Annotated in this window: 18 protein-coding genes and 1 pseudogene; 5 read left to right on the top strand and 14 right to left on the bottom strand. The window is 39.7% G+C overall.

Features of this window, described 5'->3' with window-relative positions:
• Window positions 1-7 precede the first annotated feature (7 nt).
• Window positions 8-1396 (bottom strand): succinate-semialdehyde dehydrogenase, encoded by a 1389-nt coding sequence (gene gabD / locus D368_RS16240; protein WP_007410282.1) that lies wholly within the window; start codon window positions 1394-1396, stop codon window positions 8-10.
• A 106-nt stretch (window positions 1397-1502) separates the two neighbouring features.
• Complete coding sequence (gene gabT, locus D368_RS16245) at window positions 1503-2810, bottom strand: 4-aminobutyrate--2-oxoglutarate transaminase (RefSeq protein ID WP_128574979.1); 1308 nt, start codon at window positions 2808-2810, stop codon at window positions 1503-1505.
• Window positions 2811-2917: 107 nt separating this feature from the next.
• On the opposite strand from gabT, the gene gabR reads away from it, so the two are divergent.
• Window positions 2918-4327 (top strand): MocR-like transcriptional regulator GabR, encoded by a 1410-nt coding sequence (gabR, locus tag D368_RS16250; RefSeq protein ID WP_128574980.1) that lies wholly within the window; start codon window positions 2918-2920, stop codon window positions 4325-4327.
• A 26-nt stretch (window positions 4328-4353) separates the two neighbouring features.
• Here the strand turns inward: gabR and D368_RS16255 are convergent, their stop codons facing one another.
• Window positions 4354-4668, bottom strand: coding sequence for an ArsR/SmtB family transcription factor (locus tag D368_RS16255; protein WP_025649994.1), 315 nt, complete (start codon window positions 4666-4668; stop codon window positions 4354-4356).
• 141 nt (window positions 4669-4809) lie between these two features.
• Here D368_RS16255 and D368_RS16260 point away from each other — a divergent pair, with 141 nt between their 5' ends.
• The 4 genes and pseudogenes from D368_RS16260 (at window position 4810) to D368_RS16275 (ending at window position 8337) form a co-directional block, all read left to right on the top strand.
• Complete coding sequence (locus tag D368_RS16260) at window positions 4810-5097, top strand: putative quinol monooxygenase (RefSeq protein ID WP_025649995.1); 288 nt, start codon at window positions 4810-4812, stop codon at window positions 5095-5097.
• Window positions 5098-5113: 16 nt separating this feature from the next.
• Window positions 5114-5859: pseudogene (locus tag D368_RS16265) on the top strand (NADPH-dependent oxidoreductase).
• 160 nt (window positions 5860-6019) lie between these two features.
• Window positions 6020-6895 (top strand): TetR/AcrR family transcriptional regulator, encoded by an 876-nt coding sequence (locus D368_RS16270; RefSeq protein WP_071392128.1) that lies wholly within the window; start codon window positions 6020-6022, stop codon window positions 6893-6895.
• Between the two features lie 17 nt (window positions 6896-6912).
• Window positions 6913-8337, top strand: coding sequence for an MDR family MFS transporter (locus D368_RS16275; protein ID WP_015388705.1), 1425 nt, complete (start codon window positions 6913-6915; stop codon window positions 8335-8337).
• A gap of 620 nt (window positions 8338-8957) precedes the next feature.
• On the opposite strand, the gene D368_RS16280 is transcribed toward D368_RS16275, so the two are convergent.
• The 11 genes from D368_RS16280 to D368_RS16330 all read right to left on the bottom strand — a co-directional run bounded on the left by D368_RS16280 (window position 8958) and on the right by D368_RS16330 (window position 22230).
• Entirely contained in the window at window positions 8958-10262 is a 1305-nt protein-coding gene (locus D368_RS16280; protein WP_128574981.1) for a dihydroorotase, read from the bottom strand.
• A gap of 4 nt (window positions 10263-10266) precedes the next feature.
• Complete coding sequence (locus tag D368_RS16285; protein WP_101562706.1) at window positions 10267-11445, bottom strand: acyl-CoA dehydrogenase family protein; 1179 nt, start codon at window positions 11443-11445, stop codon at window positions 10267-10269.
• Window positions 11446-11528: 83 nt separating this feature from the next.
• Window positions 11529-12422, bottom strand: coding sequence for a PrpF domain-containing protein (locus D368_RS16290; RefSeq protein ID WP_128574982.1), 894 nt, complete (start codon window positions 12420-12422; stop codon window positions 11529-11531).
• A 4-nt stretch (window positions 12423-12426) separates the two neighbouring features.
• A complete protein-coding gene (gene asnB, locus D368_RS16295; protein ID WP_101562704.1) occupies window positions 12427-14184 on the bottom strand; it encodes an asparagine synthase (glutamine-hydrolyzing) in 1758 nt (585 codons plus the stop codon).
• 38 nt (window positions 14185-14222) lie between these two features.
• Window positions 14223-14903 carry a class I SAM-dependent methyltransferase gene (locus D368_RS16300; RefSeq protein WP_101562703.1) on the bottom strand — a complete coding sequence of 227 codons (681 nt, stop codon included), beginning with the start codon at window positions 14901-14903 and terminating at the stop codon, window positions 14223-14225.
• 31 nt (window positions 14904-14934) lie between these two features.
• Window positions 14935-16188: an MFS transporter gene (locus D368_RS16305; protein ID WP_101562702.1), complete on the bottom strand. Its 1254-nt coding sequence runs from the start codon at window positions 16186-16188 to the stop codon at window positions 14935-14937.
• 48 nt (window positions 16189-16236) lie between these two features.
• Window positions 16237-17184, bottom strand: a complete 948-nt coding sequence (locus tag D368_RS16310; RefSeq protein ID WP_486129279.1) for a M3 family metallopeptidase — start codon at window positions 17182-17184, stop codon at window positions 16237-16239.
• 400 nt (window positions 17185-17584) lie between these two features.
• Window positions 17585-18031 (bottom strand): gluzincin family metallopeptidase, encoded by a 447-nt coding sequence (locus tag D368_RS16315; protein WP_128574984.1) that lies wholly within the window; start codon window positions 18029-18031, stop codon window positions 17585-17587.
• A gap of 527 nt (window positions 18032-18558) precedes the next feature.
• A complete protein-coding gene (locus D368_RS16320) occupies window positions 18559-19083 on the bottom strand; it encodes a hypothetical protein (RefSeq protein WP_128574985.1) in 525 nt (174 codons plus the stop codon).
• Entirely contained in the window at window positions 19083-19934 is an 852-nt protein-coding gene (locus D368_RS16325) for a multinuclear nonheme iron-dependent oxidase (protein ID WP_101562699.1), read from the bottom strand. Before D368_RS16325 ends, D368_RS16320 begins: the two co-directional genes overlap by 1 nt.
• A gap of 1351 nt (window positions 19935-21285) precedes the next feature.
• Window positions 21286-22230, bottom strand: a complete 945-nt coding sequence (locus D368_RS16330; RefSeq protein WP_003156329.1) for a siderophore ABC transporter substrate-binding protein — start codon at window positions 22228-22230, stop codon at window positions 21286-21288.
• Window positions 22231-22239 lie beyond the last annotated feature (9 nt).

Here is a 22239-nt window from a genome sequence, read left to right on the forward strand (position 1 = left end):
CGGCTCATTAAAGTCCGATAGACATGTATTTGGTTTCCAGGTACGGTTCAATGCCTTCCGTACCGCCTTCACGGCCGATGCCGCTTTCTTTCATTCCTCCGAACGGCGCTTGAACCGCGGACGGACCGCCGTCATTCCAGCCGATGATGCCGTATTCAAGCTGTTCAGAAATATAGATGCCGCGGCGGTAGTTTTCTGTGAAGAAATAAGCCGCAAGCCCGAACGGCGTATCGTTCGCAAGCTTGATCGCTTCATCAATATCTGAGAACGTAACGATCGGCGCAACCGGGCCGAAAGTTTCTTCATGCATGATGTTCATGGATGTGTCTACATTTGAAAGCACGGTCGGCGTCACGAAATAGCATCCTTTTTCATCGTTTTGGTCATACGTTCCGCCCGTCAGCACTTTTGCGCCTTTTTCCACGGCGTCATTAATTTGCCCGACGATTTTATCAAAGCCTTTTTTGTTGATGACAGGGCCGACGTTTACGCCTTTTTCAAGACCGTTTCCGACTTTGAGTTTCGCAGCTTCTTCACTCAGTTTTTTCGCAAACTCGTCTTTCACGGATTCGTGTACGATCAGACGGTTCGCACAGACGCAGGTTTGGCCGGCATTTCTGAATTTAGAGGCCATTGTTTGGGCTACCGCCAGATCAAGATCAGCGTCTTCATCCACGATCAGCGGCGCATGTCCGCCAAGCTCCATTGACATATGTTTTACGGTGTCGGCGCTGTTTTTCATCAGAATTTTGCCGACAGGCGTTGAGCCGGTGAAAGTAATTTTGCGGATTTTCGGGCTGCTGGTGAAGACGTTTCCGATTTCGGCTCCGTCACCGATCACCACTTGCAGCACGTCCTTCGGAATTCCCGCTTCATATGCGAGACGCGCAAGGGCGTAAGCGGAAAGCGGCGTATCCTCCGCCGGTTTGATGATGAACGTACAGCCTGCCGCCAAAGCGGGCGCGGCTTTTCTTGTAATCATCGCATTCGGGAAATTCCACGGCGTGATCGCGGCTACCGGGCCGACCGCCTGACGGGTGACGACAATCCGTTTGCCCGTTGTCGGCGCAGGTACGGTTCTGCCGTAAATCCGTTTTGCTTCTTCGGCGAACCATTCAATATAGCCGGCGCCGTATAAAACTTCTCCGACCGCTTCTTCGTACGGTTTGCCGTTTTCTTTCGTAATTAATTCCGCAAGTTCTTCTTTATTTTCAACAATCAGCTCATACCATTTTCTCAAAAGTGAGGCACGTTCTCCCGCTGATGTTTTGGACCATGATTGAAACGCTTGATGTGAACGTTCAATCGCTTTTTCAACATCTTCGGCCGTCTGCTGGGGGATGCTTTCGATCGCCTCTCCCGTTGCCGGGTTGTACACTGTTAATTGTTCTGGCATATTGAACATTCCTTTCTTTCCTATAGTAAAACCATTGAATACTTGTTGATGTAGTCTCACACTTTCATGATAGCAGACACATCCGGCGGCATTCCAATAATTGAACTCACAGAGCTGCTTCGATAATGGAAAGGCCTTCTTTGAGCTGCTCATCCGTCACCACAAGCGGCGTCAGGAATCTGATAATGTTGCCGTTAATGCCGGCCGTCAGCAGCAGCAGTCCGTTCTCGTTCGCCGTTTTAGCGATCGCCGCGGCTTTTGCTTTATCCGGTTCCCGCGTGTGCGGATCTTTGACAATTTCGATGGCCGCCATCGCGCCGAGTCTGCGCACTTCTCCGATGCAGGCATGCTCTTTTTTCCACTCGAGCGCTTGATGCTCGATGATCCGGCCGATCTCTTCGGAACGCTGATTCAGCCCTTCTTCTTCAATAATATCCAAGACCGCGAGCGCAGCCGCACAGCCGAGCGGGCTTCCCGCATATGTGCCACCGAGTTCCCCCGGCGCGGCGGCATCAAGCATTTCCGCCCGGCCGATGACGCCGCTCAGCGGCAATCCGGCCGCAAGTGATTTGGATACGGTGATCAAATCCGGAACGGCTTCGAAATGTTCAATCGCAAAATACGTTCCCGTTCTGGCAAAACCGGTCTGAATCTCATCCGCTACAAAAACGATACCGTGTTTTTTACAAAAAGCGGCGACGTGCTGCACGAAACGTTTTGAAGGAATGATGAAGCCGCCTTCTCCCTGAACCGGCTCCATTACGACACAGGCGACGGTTTCCGGTGCAACTGCGGCGATAAAGAAATCCTCAAAAGCGCTGATGATAAAGTCGTCATACTGCTCGTCGCTCATGCCGGCCGGCTTTTGATAATAGTAAGGAAACGGCGCCTGATACACCTCTGAGGCAAACGGGCCGAAACCGAATTTATAAGGCTTCACCTTGCTCGTCATGCTCATCGTCATGTTCGTGCGGCCGTGGAACCCTCTTGTAAATGACACGACAGCCTGGCGCTTCGTATATTTTCTGGCGATTTTCACGGCGTTTTCCACCGCTTCCGCCCCCGAATTGAGAAAAATCGCTTTTTTCGCATGATCTCCCGGCGCAATGGCGCAAAGTTTTTCGGCCAGCTCAATATAAGACGGATACATCATGACGTTAAATCCCGGGTGAATCAGATCCTCCGCCTGTTTCTTCACGGCCTCCACCACTTTCGGATGAGAATGGCCGACATTCAGCGTTCCGATCGCTCCGGCAAAATCAATGAATCGTCTGCCGTCCAAATCGTACAAAAGCGCCCCTTCCCCTTTTACCGCCATGCTGCGGTTTCCGTTGCCGACCCCCTTGGAAACGAATTGATCCCGTTTTTGCTGCCACTGGGCTGTTGTCACTTCCGATGATGCTGTTCGACTCATAGATTCCATCCCCCTGCATTGTTTTCTTATCATTCTGACTTCTTTTTGGTATGATGAAAAGTACCAAAATCAATTTTTCTATGGTATCAGAAAGGAGCAGGGTCTGGATGCTGACGATTTCCATTGATCATTCGGAAACGGCGGATTATATCTATCAGCAGATCTATCAGCACATAAAAGCGGCCGTTTTGAAACGCAGCCTGATGCCTCATACAAAGGTGCCGTCTAAACGGGAGCTTGCCGAGACGCTGAAGGTCAGCGTGAATTCAGTGAATTCAGCTTATCAGCAGCTGCTTTCGGAAGGTTATTTATATGCAGTCGAAAGAAAAGGCTTTTTCGTGGAGGAAATTGATACGGTTTATCATGAAGAAACGCCTTCGCTCTCATTGCCTGAAGATTTAAAAGAGCGGGAGCCGGATAAGAGCGGCTGGATTTCGTTTTCTCATATGAGCGTGGATACGGCGCATTTTCCCCTGAAAAGCTGGTTCCGCTGTGAGCATAAAGCAGCCGCCCGTTCATTTCATACACTCGGAGACCTCGTCCATCCGCAAGGCTTATATGAAGTCCGTGAAACCATTTCGCGGCTTATTTCCCTGACAAGGGGCGTTACATGCCGCCCGGAACAAATCGTGCTCGGGGCGGGCACGCAAATGCTGATGCAGCTGCTGACGGAACTGCTGCCAAAAGACGCGCTGTACGCCATGGAGAACCCGGGATATATGAGGATGTACCGGCTGCTGCAAAGCCTCGGGAAAAAGGTTGCGACGATCAGCCTTGATGAAAAAGGCATGTCCATGGCCGAAATCGAAAAACGCCGGCCCTGTGTATTGATCACCACGCCTTCCCATCAATTCCCCTCAGGCGTGATCATGCCCGCTTCCCGGCGGATTCAGCTTTTAAACTGGGCCGCCGAACAGAACGGCCGCTTCATCATTGAAGATGATTATGACAGTGAATTTAAATATGACGCCGATACGATACCGGCGCTTCAAAGCCTTGACCGGTTTCAAAATGTCATCTACATGGGGACCTTTTCAAAATCCCTTTTCCCAGGTCTGCGCATCACCTATATGGTTCTGCCGCCCGGGCTTTTGCGGACGTTCAAAGAGAGAACGTATGACCTGCATACGTGCAGCACGCTTGCCCAGCTCGCGCTGAAAGAATTTATCGACTCAGGTGAATATCAGAAACATATTAAAAAGATGAAGCAGCATTATAAGAACATGCGGGAACGCCTCATTTCGGCTTTGGAAGAAACATTCGGAGAAAGAATCAGTGTAAAGGGCGCCAATGCGGGGCTTCATTTTGTCACTGAGTTTGACTGCGCCCGTTCAGAAAAAGTGATATTGGCACGGGCGGATGCAGAACAGCTCGATCTGTTTGCGATGAGCCGGTTCCGTCTGAAAACGGGAGGCGATTCAAATAAGCCGCAGCTCATTCTGGGGTTCGCCCGCCTGAAGGAGAGCGATATTCAAGAAGGCGTCCTCAGGCTTTACCGGGCGGTTTTCGGCGCATAAAAAACCCCCGGAATTCGGGGACTTATTTACCAGCGGTCCTGTTCTGTCTGCAAAATCGCCTCCAGCAGGCCGGGAAACGCCGCTTGTAAATCATCTTTGCGCAGGGAATAATAACGGTGCTTCCCGTCTATGCGCACTTGGGCGATCCCCGCTTCCCGCAGCACTTTGAAGTGATGGGACAGCGTTGATTTAGCGACCCGGACATCAGCGCAGGTTCCGCACGTTTTTTCTGTTGTTTCCGCCAATTGTTTGACCAGCTCTAAGCGGAGCGGATCACTCAGAGCATGAAGAACCTTTGTCAGCTGTAAGCGGTCGGTTTCAGGATGGTTTGGAATGTTCATAAGTCAAATGTAACACATAAAAGCGGCGGGTGACAATTTAGGCGGTGAGGGTTTTTCCTTTACCATTCACTGCGAAACATGTTACAGTTAGTTCGATAATATTCGAACTATAACAAATAAACCCAATCAGGAGGAATAACAATGATCGTCTTACAGGCTTACATGAAAGTAAAAGCGGATAAACGCGAGGAATTTTTAGGAGAAGCGCAATCACTTGTTCAGCATTCACGCGCGGAAGAAGGAAATGTGCAATACGACCTTTTCGAAAAAGTCGGTGAGGAAAATACATTCGTTATGCTTGAGCAATGGAAAGATGAAGAAGCGATGAAATTCCACAACGCAACTGACCATTTCCAAGGATTCGTGGCAAAAGCAAAAGAAGTGCTGAGTGCGCCGCTTGACGTCGTCCGCACAGAACTGCCAGAGTAACGAAAGGATGAATGACATGAACGAAGTCCTTCAAATATTAACAGACCACCGTTCCATCCGCAGCTACACAGATGAACCCGTATCGGATGATCAGCTGGATCTTATCATCCAAGCAACTCAGGCAGCGCCGACTTCCATTAACGGCCAGCAATTTACCGTTATTGCGGTGAAAGATAAGGAGCGGAAGAAAAAATATCCGAATTGGCCGGCGGCCAGCCGTGGATTGACCAAGCGCCTGTTTTCCTTTTATTCTGCGCTGATTTTAACCGCGCCAAAATTGCGCTTGAAGAATATAATGATACACCGCTTGAGATCACGAACGGTTTAGAGTCCGTTCTAGTCGGAGCCGTAGATGTCGGGATTGCGCTGGGTACGGCAACGGCTGCGGCTGAATCAATGGGACTCGGCACTGTGCCGATCGGCGCCGTGCGCGGCAAGCCTGACGAACTCATTGAATTGCTGAAACTTCCGAAATACGTTTTCCCGGTTTCCGGTCTCGTCATCGGCCATCCGGCAGACCGCTCCGCGAAAAAACCGCGTCTGCCGCAAGCAGCCGTTCTGCATCATGAAACGTATCAAGAAGAAGATTTAAGAACCCATATCGAGGCCTATGACAAGCAGATGTCCGAATACATGAAAAAACGCACCGACGGACAGGAAACAAGAAACTGGTCACAAGGCATCACTTCCTACTATAAGCAGGTTTATTATCCTCACATTCGTGAAATGCTTGAAAAACAAGGATTTAAGACGGATAAATAAACGTATCAGCCTGCCGGAACACTCCGGCAGGTTTTTTCTATTTCTCAAACAAAAGCGTTGACACTATGTGAAAATTTTTGTTAATATTTTCATCATATACTCATTGGTTTTCTGTGAACCGATGGGTTTTCTATTGTGACGAAAGAAGGAATCTGGGCTTATGAATGATAAGAAAACGGATATTCTGCTGGCGGCAAGAAAGCTTTTTTCCGGGAAAAGCTTTTCGTCGGTTTCGATGCAGGCGATCGCAGAGGAGTGCAAAGTCTCCAAAGCATCTTTATATAAGCTGTTTGAATCAAAGGAAGACCTGCTCCTGGAGCTGCTCGATTATAACCAGAAACAGATGGTAGCGGCCGCTTCATTATTGAATGAAGAAACGAGCCTCTCCCCTGAGGAACGGTTTGCCAAAAAACTGATGGCTGAGCTTGAAGGCTTCAGGCGCAATCAGCAGTTTTTTAATATGCTGATGTACGGAAGCCCCTCTTCCATTAATGAGCGGGTAAAACGGCATATTCACAGGGCCCGCTCCACCTTTATCTGCTGGCATCGCGATTCACTGATTCAGACGTACGGCGAAGACATTATTCCTTATGTATGGGAGCTGGTGATCGTCCTGCAGGGGCTCCTGAGAGAATGCATCACGCTGATTAAGCTGGAAAAAGAACCGCTCGCTCTGGAGCCGCTCACGGACTTTATCATCCGCCATCTCAATCTCATCGTCGAAAACAGGAAAACCGAAACGGCTTTGCCTCAGGAGATGATTGACCTTTATACCGCCTCCGCTTCCTCATTTGAGCCGAAAGACAAAACCGTATTGCTGGCTGAAAGCCTGAAGGAACTGAAAGAAGCTGTCTCAGCCCTTCCGGAGGAAAAATATGATGCCGCAGGACTCGCTTCCGCGGCGGTTATGCTGGAGAAAGAATCAGCGGACAAACAGCCGCGGGATTTTCTTATAAAAGCGCTCATCGGTTATTTGGAGCAGGCCGGACCGCTGCACCAGCCGCTTGCAGCCGTTAAAACATTGCTCAAACTATAAAGAAAGAAGGAATCAGCTTGAATAAGAGTATTAAAACTGCACCATACAACCGCTCTGTCATTGTCGGGATTCTTTTGGCGGGAGCGTTCGTCGCCATTTTGAACCAGACACTGCTTATCACGGCGCTGCCCCACATTATGAATGACTTCAATATAGACGCCAACAAAGCGCAATGGCTGACAACATCGTTTATGCTGACAAACGGGATTTTGATTCCGATTACCGCATTTTTAATAGAGAAATTTACGAGCCGCACCCTCCTGATTTCCGCTATGAGTATTTTCACGGCGGGCACCATTGTCGGCGCATTCGCCCCGAACTTTCCGGTGCTCTTAACGGCCCGGATTATTCAGGCGGCCGGCGCCGGAATTATGCTTCCGCTCATGCAGACGGTATTTCTCACGATTTTCCCGATGGAAAAGCGCGGCCGCGCCATGGGTATGGTCGGCTTGGTTATTTCGTTCGCGCCGGCGATCGGCCCGACGCTTTCCGGATGGGCGGTTGAAGCATTCTCTTGGCGGTCTTTGTTTTACATCATCTTCCCGATCGCAGTCATCGATTTGCTTTTAGCGATTATTCTGATGAAAAACGTCACGACATTACGAGAAACACAGATTGATATTTTATCCGTGATCTTATCGACCCTCGGATTCGGCGGGCTGCTTTACGGCTTCTCAAGCGCCGGTTCCTCAGGATGGACCAGTACTGAAGTGCTGACTTCGCTGCTTGTCGGAGCGGCCGCGCTGATTTTCTTTATCGCAAGACAGATGAAGCTCAAAAAACCGATGCTGGAATTCCGTGTGTTTTCTTTCGGGATTTTCAGCCTGACCACCCTGCTCGGAACGCTTGTTTTCGCGCTGCTGATCGGAACGGAAACCATTCTCCCGCTTTACACGCAAAAGGTCCGGGGCGTATCCGCGTTTGATACCGGATTAATGCTTTTGCCGGGCGCGATTGTGATGGGGATGATGTCTCCGTTTATCGGCCGGGTGTTTGACAGAATCGGCGGAAAAGGCCTTGCGATGACCGGATTCTTCATCATCCTGCTCACGTCCCTGCCGTTTATGAATCTGACGGACTCGACGTCTCTCATTTGGATTGTCGTCGTTTATACCGCGCGGCTTTTGGGAACAGCCATGATTATGATGCCGGTGACGACAGCGGGAATCAATGCCCTGCCGCGCCACTTAATTCCGCACGGCACAGCCATGAACAATACCGTCCGCCAAGTCGGCGGTTCTATCGGTACGGCGCTGCTCGTTTCCGTGATGAGCAGCCAGGCCGCGCACGCCAATGCGTCAACTCCGGCAAACGCTGCCCTGCACGGCATGAATGCGGCATTTGTCGTAGCCGCCTGCATCGCGCTGGCCGGCTTCCTCCTATCTTTTACATTGAAGAAAAAACCGCGTCAGCCCGAGCAGCAGCAGGCCGTTACGCGGTAAACCAAAAAGAACCCGATCACGTATGTGACCGGGTTCTTTTTTACTTCTCGATTCCGTCTTTTACTTCTTTCACCATTTGCGCCATGGATTCCAGGCCGCCTCCTGATTATGAAATAAAGATCAAACATCTTAAGCAGCCAGCTGTTCTTGGTATGTTACCAGCAGCTGGGGTTGTTTAGTTTCGCTTTTAACAGGGTATGTTTATAATAGTGAATATAGGTTTGACAGTTTGCTCTACGATGGCCGTCGATAGGGTTAACCTTGTATACTTGAAAAAGATACAACCGTTTATTTTCAAGAGGTAAGCACGTAATATCTGCCTCAAGCTTTTGAAAAGGTTTGCCTGCCTGAAAATCAATTTTCATCGGATATATAATAAGGTTGCCTCATTTGTCTCCATTTTTTACTTTCACTCGGCATTGCCAAGCACAGTTCGGTTTTAAAGTTAATAGACATTTCTTGTCTCAATAAAGCAGTGATTTTACGGTTGCCCTATCAGAATCTATAATTACGGCACAACGTACCTATTTCCCGCCTTCAGTGCCCTTTCAGAAGGATACTGTTTGCCCGCCAGTTGTTCAAAACGTCTGCATTTTCCTATTAAATCATACTCATTTACTTTACTTGAGTATCTCTTTTTCTACCTCATACACATTTATACCTTTTAAATATACTTTTAGAACTTCACCATATATTTTCTTTTTAGAATATGGTGTCCATTTATTCTTAGTAAATAACTCATCAAACCCCTGTCTTTCTATATAAGGATTAAAAACAATTATATCGGCATCATACCCTTTAGAAATAACCCCCTTATTTGGAATATCGAAGATTTTTGAAGGCATAAAACCAAGGTAATAAACACAAAGTTTAAGTGCATCTTCCATGCATACATTCATCTCAATTAAAAGAGTAAATAATATTACAAACATCTCTTGGACTCCCGGCATCCCAGGCGGTGCATCAGGAAACAATCGTTCCTTCTCAAACAAAGTATGCGGAGCATGATCTGATCCTACTGTATCAATAGTTTTGTTAACCAAAGCATTTAGAAGGAACTTCCTATCATTTTCAGTTCTGAGAGGCGGACTTAATTTAATTAAGTTTCCATTTTTATAATAATCTAAATAATTAAAATATAAATGTGGTGGTATGGCTTCAAACGTAATAGGTAGTCCCCTATCTTTAGCTTTTCTAATTAATTCTACTTCTTTTTTTGAACTGACATGTAAAATGTGTACTTTACATCCGGTTATTTCACATGATTGTATTATTTTTTTTATTGCACTAACTGCAATTAACGGAGATCTGCTATTCGTATAACTTTCAATGTCAGATTCGTTACTATAATTTATCATTGAGTGATCCTCAGCGTGAACCGTCAGCGGAATCCCCTTTGAATTTAAAATTTCCATTATCTTAATAATAGTTGATTGATTGGTTACTATGTTTTTAGCTGTATGATGCCCTGCCATGAAAATTTTAACAGATACAACCATACTTTTGGATAACTTTTTTATTTGGTCTAAATTATCTTCTGTACCCAGGAAATGAAAAAAATAATCAACGTGAGTACTTTTTTTAAACAGTTGATCCTTTTCGATTAATTTCTTTATGGTATCGGTAGGAGGAACGGTGTTTGGCATATCACAAATGGTGGTAATTCCCCCACTAAGGGCAGCCAATGTGCCACTAAAGATATCCTCCTTATAAGCCAAACCAGGTTCTCTTAAATGAACATGAGAATCGATTAACCCTGGTAATACATAGCTGCCTTTAAGATCAATAATTTCAAAACCCTCTAAAAGTAAATTAACATCATTTATTTCAATATCAATTATTTTACCATTTTGAACAATAATATTACCTTCATATATTTTTTCATGTGATACTATTTTTGCATTTTTAAATAGAATTTTTTTCATACGTTTACCCCAGTCTATTTATATCTTGAAATATTAACTCTTTACAAAGTTCACTTACAGGTCCCATTAAAGAAATGGCTCTAGAGTCTCTAAGAAATCTTTCAACTTTATTTTCATTAAGATAGCCTCTTCCACCAAATATTTGCATAGCAGAATTAATTGTATTAAAAGAATTTTGTGATGCAAGTACTTTTGATTGCATCGCATAATAACCCGCTTTATCTAATTCATTTGAATCTGCTAGGTAAGCAGCTTTATATATGACAGACTGAATAGCCTCAATATTTATTTTCATTTCGACTAATTGAAATCGTACAGACTGATATTGTGTTAAGTTTCTTTTTAAAGAATATTCTAAAACTATCTTAAATACTGCCCTAGCTAATCCTAGACCGATAATGCCCGGATGAATTGCAGAGTCTCTATTTGATTTAAATATCTCGGTTCCACTTCCCACATGACCCAATAAACGACTTTTAGGTACTCTGCATTGGTCAAATGTTAATTCACCAGTACTAGTGCCTTTTAAGCCCATACCATTCCAACTTTCACCAAATCTCAAACCTTTGTCATCAGATTCAATAATTATAAATGATTGGTTTGTAAGACCGAAAGCTTTCTTATTGTTTTCCATATCCGCTTCTTTTCCCATTTGGCTTTTTACTAAAACTGTGTATACCCCTGCTTTCCCTGCGCCAGTACAGAAACTCTTTCTTCCATCCAAAATATAGTAATCACCATCATCTATGATTGAAGCAGATAACCCATGTTTATTAGCACCAGAATTAGGCTCTGTCCAAGAGGAAGCTCCCAATTTCTCAGTAGCCAGTAGTGGTAAGTATTTTCTTTTTTGCCTTTCGGTTCCATACTCAATCACTCTCTTCACCACTTGATAATGAAACATCATAATTGTGGCTGTAGAAGCACACAAACTTGCAATTGATTCAATAGCATAAACTACATCGGCAATACTGCCTCCTAAACCCCCATATTCAGTAGGAATAATAATCTTAAATAACCCTTTACGTTGTAATACGTCTATTAATTCAATTGGAAATTTACAATGTTTATCAATCAATGCTCCATACTCTAGAAAATCGGGAGTTAGCAACTTAATTTCATTGTCAATCCAATCTTTAAATTGAATAAAGTGTTTATTCGTTCCAACTGTCAATACATCCATTTAAAATCCTCCTTTAAGAACCTTAACTGTTTGTGAAATACAAATTGTTGAAATATTTTGATTAATGCATTGATATTTCACTTTCATTTTTTTTTGTTGATAAAATAAACTGTAATCTCTTTACTAGCATCATCGATTGAAATATTCTGGTTGACAACACTACCTGATATTAATACCGCCTTAATTAAACAGGCCAGCCCAGTTAATGCAAAAGCCTTATGCCATGTTGGAACAGAAATCATTCTTGCTTCAATAGAATTGTTCATAGCCACTTTATTGACAATTGAAAACTTTGGGAATACTGAATTTTCATTTAAACCAATTAAACACTTGGCCTTATGCCTTATTAATTCAAACTCTCTATAAATTTTTAGATTTGGATCTTTGAATTCCGATATACTTAAATCCAGCTGACTCCGTTCAATAAATATATAAGGGTTGCCTGTATCAACAATACTGGCTAAATATTCTTTATTATTCACATGAATTTTATCAATTATATTACCAGTTGGAAGCGAAGTTGATGTTATAGATCCTTCAGGATCAAAAAAAGTGACTTCCACTTCAAAAAAATCTTCTGCAAAATTTTGAAGCATGACTTTAATTCGTTTATTTGTATTAATATTTTCAACTATTAAAGCTTCAATATTCCTTGTTTGCTTTTTATTCATATAATAAACTGCAGCAGCCACTATAGCATTACCGCAATTTCCACTAATATCAAATGAGTTTAACTGAGGTATATATTGAAGAAATAAACATTCACAATCTAAATCTTTCTTTAAGCTAGGGTAGATAATAGCTACTTTATTTACCTTTCCACCTAAATGTTCAATGATTTGGTTACAGTACTCATAACTATTTTGTACCAACTTCTCCTTTATCAACAATTTATCTACCATTAAAACGCATATAAGGCTCTCTCCACTTTTTACTATACCCTTAATAATTTTATTACTGATTTTCAACAATACCATTATGTCACCTCAGAAGAATTGTTCCTTTTTCAATAGCAGCTTTATTCAAATTTAAATCTTTTGTAAACTGAATAAAATTTTCTAATATTACTAAGCTCCATATGATATGAGAATGATCTATTAGCCCTTCTCTATGCTCTTTTAAGAGAAGATCGATTGACTTTTTATCACAGAAGGATAAATGATAAGCATTACCGGAAGATAAAATTGACTCAACAAAATCAAAAAGCTCATTTTTAATCCATATGTTTATAGGTAATGTGAAAGGCTTTTTCCGTCTTGAAACAATATTTTTTGGAACTGTATTTCGAACAGCATTTTTCAAAAAAATCTTTTCGTTATCTAATGTAATAAAATCTTTAAACTTTCTAGATAGTCTAGCCAAATTGGCGATATTATTTCTAAGAAAAGGAACTCTCGCTTCAATACTATGGGACATAGATAGTTTATCTAATCTGACTAAATGATATGCTGGGAGTCTGGTCACTTGTTCCAATTCCATTAGGTCTTCTAACTTTGTATCATTTTTTAATATTGAGTACCCATCATTAAACCAATGATTTAATTTAAAAAAATTCATAAATTGACTTTTAGTCATAGTACCTATAGAATCACGATATCCACTTAATCCATTTTTTAACATAGATTTATACCGTGAATAACCTCCAAATAATTCGTCTGACCCGTCTCCTGTTAGCAGTACTCGATTTTTTTTGCTTGCTTCTTTTATAACTTTATATGTTGGTATTGTAATAGGATCTTGTATTGGTTCTTCTAAACTGTAAATAACCTTATTTAACAAAAGGGGAATTTCTTCTGGCTTTAGAATAACTTCATTCAAAGTTAATCCTAATTTTTTAGTAAGATTCTGTGCAAACTTTCGCTCATCATCTTCTAACTGGCCTGAATACCCAATACTATAAATATTAAAGTTACTATATCTATTTTTATGTAAATAAGAAACTATAATACTTGAATCAAGGCCACCGCTTAACAAGCAACCATAACTGACTTCTTCTGGTATCATTTCATTTATTGATTTATTTAGAGCTTTATCCAATGCTTCTTCCAACGATTCTTGAGAGGGACTATCAAGCTTGCTTTTATGGTATTCGTTTTCTCTTAAAACCCCATTTGTAACCTTCAAAAAGGTTCCTGGTCTTAATTTGAAGATATTTTTGAAAATCGTTTCAGGTGGAAAAATAGCCTTGTAGAAAAGGTATTGAAAAATCAATTTCTCATCTATTTCAAATTTTGTAAACGGGAGAGCGGATAATGCCTTTATTTCTGAAGAAAAAGCAAAGTGTTCTCCATCTGTATAATAATAGATCGATTTAATACTATACGGGTCTACAGCTAATAATAAGACTTCACTTTTTTTATCAAATAAACATATAGAATACATACCATCCAGCTTTTCAAAAAATTTCTCTCCATACTCTAAATATAAACTCGGAATTACCTCACCATCACAATTCGTATTAAAGCGATATCCCTTTTCCTCTAATTCATTCTTAAGCTCTTTATAATTATAGATCTCTCCATTATAAAAGCATGTAACCTGTTTCATATCATCCTGAAAGGGTTGCGACCCATTATCAATATCTGTTATACTCAGACGTACTGACCCCATAGTTATTATTGAATTCATAAAATATTTAAAATCGTCCGGACCTCGATGCTTAATAAGATTATGCTGTTTTGTAATTAGATCTTGTTTATCACCATGAAAGTTATTTAAAAAACCAAAAATCCCACACATAAATTTCACCTCTTTATTTTATGTCTATGACATTTATACTATTCCTTTAATCCCGTATATACAGCTAATTCAGTTTCGTCTTCATAATATATATCGTTTTCCCATTTAAATCCGGAATCCGATAGTAATTGCTTTTGAGTCTCTAAGGCTAACGGTATGTTGAAATGATATTTTCCCTCTTCCTTTTCTTCAAGAGGTGCTACATACTTATAGTACTCGTTAAGTGACTCTTTCTCCTCTTCTATTGATACTAAAAAGTCCCCTTCAATATACTTTCCGCCCCTTTCTAAAGATAAGTAGATTTTTTCATATAATGCTTTTTTTGTGTTAGGTGTAAAGTGGTGAAATGTTTGAGAAGAAATTATATAGTTAAATTGTTCTTTACCAAATGGGAATTCAAAAAACGATCCATGTCTTATTTGAATTTGTGAGCTATACTCGGAAAATTTTTTACTCAGCACCTCCAGCATATTCTCTGATAAATCAATACAAGTTATTATTGCATTTGGGGCTTTATCTAAAATGGAGTGTAATGTTAACCCGGTACCGCAACCAAGTTCTAATATTCTAATCTTTTCTTTTGTTTCACTTACATGAGAAGAAATAGCTTTAAAATAATGATTATAAGGATCGTGTTTCGCGTATTCATCCCAATCTTTCGCTTTTTCATCAAAGAACTTTTCCATTTCCTCGAGATTATCAACATAATCAGGTTTCAAATTTACCCCTCCTAAATTAGTTCGAGTTAATTTAATAATCAATAAATTTTTGGCTAGTCCTATTATTTTCCCGGTATCCTTCAAATTTCCCCTTCATTACTTGTAATAACCATATCAATCCGCATAACATGGATACCATGCCTCCTATTGCTCCGACAATAGGCACACTATATTTCTCATAAGCATAACCACTAATAAAGTATGAAATTTGCATTACACCCATATAGGTTGAATTATATAATGAAAAGACCCTTCCCCTGATCTCATCGGTTGTCCCCATTTGCACAAAATAATTACTTAGAGGAATAATGACCCCCCCACATACTCTCATTAAAAATAAAAATAGACTTCCTAAGTAGAACACTGTGGAGTGTGTTAAAAGCACAAACAGCATGGATTGAACTGAGTAAGATATTCCAAAAGAAAATAGTGCACGTTTAAAATTATTTTTAATTATTTTCTTTACAATATAAGTACCTAACAAAATACCCAGTCCGTCTATAGCATATAAAGCGCCTATACCTACAGCACCTAAATGGTAAATGTTGTTACCTAAAAAAGGAATTAGAATATAATATCCTCCACCAACCAATCCCCATGTTAATCCAATTAAGATTACATAACGGATCAAGATGTTCTGGTTGCTTTCCAATAATCCTTCTTTTAAAAGTTGTATATAGGGCTGATTTTGAATATCAGATTTCTTATTTTCTTGATATTTTATTTTAAAAACGTAATAAGCCGACCAAAGAAATGACAAGGAATTAACCAGAAAACACGTTATTGGACTAAATACAGTGGATACAATACCACCTAAAACAGCCCCAATGATATTAACTATTGCATCTGTACTAGACATAAATGCATTTGCTTCTGGCAAATCCTTTCTGTTAACAATTAGTGGCAACAACGCTTGTTTTGTCGGATTAAATAAGACACTAATTACACCAAACAAAAATGAATTAATATATAACACATATACGTTATTATAGACAATAGCCCCTATAAAACTTAAAACAAGCAAAGCTCTGAGGATATCCGTAGCAATCATGATTACTTTTTTTGGCCATTTGTCAACGAGCGGACTTAAAATAGGTCCTAAAAAAACAACTGGTAAAGAACGACAAAGCAATAACATACCTACTGCTGCGGGAGAATTAGTTAACATTAGCACTGTTTGTGTGATAGCTACCTGATTGAACCAGTCACCTAAAGTGCTGCCCGATTGCGCAAACCAAATATATCGGAAATTTAAATTCTTTTTAAACAAGCCTTTTTCATCCATTTATTACCACACCTTTAACGTTAACCTCGAAATTATTACATTGTTTTTCTATTCTGTTAATTCTAGAAAGTTATTGATATCATCCTTGATTAATTCGATTGCATCCTGCCAAAACTCAGGGCCTGTTAGATCAACGCCTAAATATTTTAAAGCCAACTCTTCCGCAGTCATACTTCCTGTACTCTTCAACAATTCAATAAATTGATTCGAAAAATTTATTTTATTCTCTGAATATCTCTTATAAATCCCAATACTGAATAAATATCCAAATGTATATGGGTAATTATAAAAAGGCACTTCTGTAATATAATAATGAAGTCTAGAAGCCCACAGCCAAGGGTGGTATTCAGAGAGACAATCACTAAAGGCATCCTGCTGTGCCTGAACAGTTAGCTCTTTGAGCCGTTTTGCACTGACTATCCCTTTTTTCCGCTCGTTATTAAGTCTTGTCTCAAAAAGAAAGCGAGCTTGTATACCAAGCAAACAAGATACTGCCTGCCTTATTTTTTCTTCTAAAAGTAAGATTTTTTGTTCCTTACTCACAGTTTCACAAATTGTGGAGTCTGTAACAATAAGTTCAGTCAGCATTGAAGCTGTTTCTGATAAGCATAATCCACAGTTTTGCACCAATTTAGGTAAGTCACGCATAGTATATTGGTGGTATGCATGACCTATTTCATGGGCAAGCACACTAACAATCGATGAACTACCAGAAAACGTCGTGAAAATACGTGATTGAGCACTGTCAGAAAAATATATACAAAATGCTCCAGATCGTTTTCCGGGACGATCCTCAGCCTCTATCCATTTTTCTTGAAACACTTTTTCCGCAAAAACTGATAAATCCATGTCGAATTCCCCTAATTTTTTAACTATGGTGTCTACAGCATCTTCATAACTCATTTGGCTTTTGGTTTTACCAAGTGGTGCAAATACATCATACCAAGCCAACTTGTCCACTCCTATAATTTTCGCCTTGCGTTCTAAAAATTGAATTAGACCTTTTTATTTTTGTTAATTACATCCCACATTGTTAATAGGGTTTCCTCAGAAATTCTATTATTAATCAATGATTCTTTAACAGGATTTGACCATCCCCGCTGATTATATACATTAAGACGGAATCCACATAAATGATTTAGAATAGATCCTATAAGATCCTCCTCTCTCTCCCAAATATCATTTAATAAATGAAATATTTGTTGGCGAATGGATCGATCAGAGCTGTCTAATATATTCATTGCCTGTCCAACAGATAGAAGCTTGCTGCTTCCGTTTATCGTATAAGGTATTGTTATTTTACTAATTATATTGCTATACAAATCTCCCCAAGCATGATAGCCGTCAATAGCCAGTTCCTTGATTAGATTCTCTTTATCTAAAGATGAAAGCTCTTTTATTTTTCTCTTCTCTCCTTCAAAGGAAAAGAAACTTGCTTAAAATAATCATCATTCATCATTTTTTCCCAATCAGACTTTTTCATTTCCAGAAATAATTGATCTAGCTTTTCTAGTGCTGCATTGAAAGCTGATTCAATTACTGAAAAATTCATTTTTAGATTTCGGGCTTCTTTATCTCTCATATCCTGAGCAATCAAACAACTAATATAAGCCTCTGCTTCTCCTAAACGACATGATAAATCTTGCCAGATATCAAGAATATTTCTCCAAATTGTGAGATCTCTACTTTCTTTTAGTTCAGAAGAACTTACTAGAAGTTCAAATTTCTTTATATCAGTTTTAATATGATTCATATAGATTTTAAAATCCTCAGATAAGCTTCCTCCTAAGAAGAAAGCATCCAAATCCCATGTTAAGCTATACTTATTTAATTGATTAGTCATAGCACTACCCTTTCACTTACCTTTGTGGCCCACGATTAACTACTAAAATAAGCAGTAAAATACCTTAAAACTCTTGAAATATACCATTATTTTTTTCATAATGTTATTCTAAACAAAATATGCGGGGGACAGCCCCCGCATATTTCTTTGTTATTACAGATTATTGCTTACCATTATTGCTGTTTTTTTCGACTTTTCCGTCATTTTTACGCACTTGTACTTTTTTCATGATTTCACCCCCTTTCAAGTAATACTTTCAATCCGTAGTTCCGACTATGTCCAAATCATATAACTCAGAAATTAAATCTCTCCATTTACTCTTCTCATTAATGGAATTTGCCCTATTCAGAATTTCGTAACCAGTTAAGTTCTGCTCCACTAGTCTGAAGAAAACAGAATCATCTACTTCGAAAATATTTGAACTAATCAAATTTGAGTAATCTTTTTGAAATAAGTATGTTGTCTCTTTTTTTGAATAGTTTCTATATCTTCTATTTTTTTAATATTTTCGTTATCAATAATTTCCATTAAGTTATAAGAAAAAGTTTTTTACTAAATGGTCGTTTAAGAAAGAGAGGCTTATTCCAGTTGAGTTTATTTTTATTATATACATCCTGTATCTCAACTTGAGATATTCTAAATACTTGATATGAATATGTGGCAAGATCTGCAAGAATATCGGGTAAACTATTATCACTAATATACTTATGAGCATGCTCTAAAAAGCGTTCTGCCTCTATTTCTGATGTGAGAAACCCATCGGTATAAGACTGCGTAAATGAGCTGAAGAATGAATCAAATAGATTTGCTTGCTGCAAGACTGAAGTAAACTCCGAAAAATCAGCACATCTCTTTCCTTTTCGTTCCTCTTCCAAATGATCAGCAGTCCGATTAAGTTGAGTAAAGTCTAGGGTCTCTATTAATTTTAACTCTTCTTTTGATAGATCATATTCATAAAGAATATTCTCAGTTGATTGTGATTTCATTCTTTCCCGTAAAGAATTATTCCTGATATAACAAGTTAGAAAGGTTTGCAATTGTAGTGTACTCATTACGAGACCACCTCTTTGTTCTTGAAAAACAATGATTTAGCCCAATTCATCCGTTCACGCAATTCTTCAACTTCTGGATGAGAATCAGTTTCAGTTTCTAGCTCCCATATAAACGCTTTTGGTTGTACACCGCTTTTTTTGGATAGATACTCCAAAGCCTTATACTGCATCAACTGTTTATCATAAACCGTGCCAAATATATCAGATTTCATCTCTTTTTGTTGCTGACTGTTACCTATGGTACAGTGAATTTGAACAATCCGGTCAGAAGGAATAGTGTCAATAAACTCGTAATAATCACAATCGGAATACATTTTTGAACTGCTGATATTCTCCATACTGAGCACTATTCCAATATCCGCCCTCTCAACTACTTCTTTCAGGATCTCCGCATGTGTTATTGTTCCTGCCTGAAAATACTCTACAACATTCTCAATCAGGAGCGGAGTATTGATTACCTTTTTAGCTTCAAGAATATTACGAACAAAGATATCAATAGACTCCTCATTCCCAATAGGAGGAAGTAAACCACCAGCTGCCAAGCCTGGAACACCTGTAAAACATAAGTGATCCCCGCACCATTTTGCTTTACATCTGAGCATCATATCATTCATACTATTTAACAGCTTACTATCCATAGGTGTATCTGTTCCGAAAGAAAACCTTGTAGTATGAGCAATAATAGGCTTCCCTAGTCGATCAACCATTTTGTTTAACTCATCTGGTTCATTTAAGTATTGAATAAGTAACAATTCATAGACTTCGGATACATCCCCCAATTTTTCAAGATAATCCATGTAAACTTCAGAATTATGGACAAGCATACCTACTCCTAAATGCGGGTAATTCATTCTAAACAGGCCTCCCAATACTTCCTGTAAATAAATTTCACAAAATTAAAAATCCATTAAAACCCTTTAGTTGGATTATATAACACATTTTAACACTTTTAAACATTTTTATTACTACATTTTTTTTCATATTTTTACAAAAAACTACATTATTCTACATTTTTTTGTATATGCAGAGTTAGTTAGAGAAAAAAACCTTTTATGTTTAATTTAATGCTTTCTTCTGAAGGTCTCGTCTTATCCTTTTAACAGGACTATTAATAATTATTCTTGAACTTAAAAAGTCTGATCTTTCTCTTTTCTCTCCTTTAGCCTTTAATAACATTTATTTTTTCCATAACTAAGAAAAATCTTCTCTATTATGCACCTGAAGCTTTCCTCAAATAAAATGCCGTCTAGTTGAAAACGGAGAATTTAAAACAATTTTGGTAGCATTTTTCATGAAATAAGAATGATCAATGATGCTTTAAAGAAATTCAACAAGAATGGCCGATCAGCACGCCTGTTAAAAAGATTAAAAATCAAATTAAAATTCAAGCATGAAAATTTCAAAACATGGATGAAATAATTAAGCATCCGTGGGCTCCTATCCACTCTTATCAGATGGATAAGCTAGTATACCTTTTGGATAATTTACAAACAAAGGAACTGAAATCTGAAATAACTTCGGAAAGGTTAAACTGAAGTTCTAAAAAAGTATGAAGTATGGGGAGAGGGAACAGTACCGTCTACAGTCGCAGAATTAGTAAGAGGAACTGAATTGATGCCAACAACATGTATCGGGATCTTGGTATCTCTTGATTAAGCATGATTATCAGAAAAAACCAACAAACAGGCAGCCAAAAAAAGGAACATTGAGCTAAACACGTGAGTTTCAATGTTGCCCCTTAATTAAGACTTTTTGTAGTGTTCACAAAGACAGAGGAATGAGATACCTACGATATTATTTAAATTCCTGCTGATTAGGACTGTAACAAGACAGGTTTCTTTTCATAAAGATTGAACTAACTGTGAAACCACTCCTTATTTTAACGGTCGCTGCCTATTCTGTAGGAAGGTTAATTCCTGACACATGTAAAAATTCCAACTCAAGAGTATCAGAAAACAGTCGAAGTTAGCATTCCAATAGCCTCTAACTGATTCTTTTATATAATTTCATTAACCAGTAAATCAGTAAGTTTGAATATTCTATCTCAACATTACGACAGTCATTGCAGAGTAACTATTGAATATTAATTCTACAACAAAACAGCCAGTCGCCGATCTTCTGTCGGCAGCTGGCTGTTTAAAGATGCTCTCAGATCAGGGCAGTCCGACAGCCTCAAGCCTTTTAAAAAGATAAAAATTTAATTTACTTCTCGATTCCGTCTTTTACTTCTTTCACCATTTGCGCCATGGATTCCAGGCCGCCTCCTGATAAATACCATGTAGCTGAATCAAGGTAGACAACATGGTTGTTTTTCACGGCTTTCACCGATTTTACATAATCATTTTCAACAACTTGTTTTGTTGAAGATTTTGTGCCGATCGCTGTTCCGCGGTCAACGACAAACATGTAATCAGGGTTTGTTTTGGCGATATATTCATAGGAAATGCTTTGTCCGTGCAGTGAGGCTTCGATGTTTTTGTCAGCCGGTTTGACGCCGAACACATCATGAATGAAGCCGTATCTTGATTTAGATCCGAACGCGCTGATTTTGCCGTCGTTCGCCATCACCACTAATCCGTTTTTATCCGTGCTGCTTGTCTTTTTCTTCAGATCGGCAATGGATTTGTCAATTTTCGCAAGCTTATCTTTCACTTCATTTTCTTTGTTAAAGATTTTGCCGATCACTTCGGTGTTTTGCTTGAATCTGTCAACGTAGTTTGTATAGTCATCATCAAGATAAATCGTCGGCGCGATTTTCGAGAACTCTTTATAAGAATCAGATTGTCTGTGGGCGATAATGATTAAATCCGGATCAATATCCGCGACTTTTTCAAAATCCGGTTCTTTTAAACCGCCGGTATTGGCGTATTTATCACTATTATATGAAGATAAATATTTTGGAAGGTTTTGTTTCGGAAGTCCCGCCACGTGATCCTGTAAACCGAGTTCATCCATCGTATCCAGCATTCCGAAGTTGAATACGACGACTTTTTTCGGATTCTTCGGCACTTTGACTCCTTCTTTGTTCAGATCATCTTTGATTGTGATTGTTTCTTTTGATTTGCCTGATGTTTTGTCCCCGTTTCCGCATGCAGAAACAACAAAAATCGTAACTAGCGCAATGAATAGCAATGCGAATTTTTTCATGACTTTCAC

The sequence above is a fragment of the Paenibacillus lentimorbus NRRL B-30488 genome, from assembly GCF_000411595.1.
In the GTDB taxonomy this organism is placed as follows: Bacteria; Bacillota; Bacilli; order Bacillales; family Bacillaceae; genus Bacillus; species Bacillus velezensis.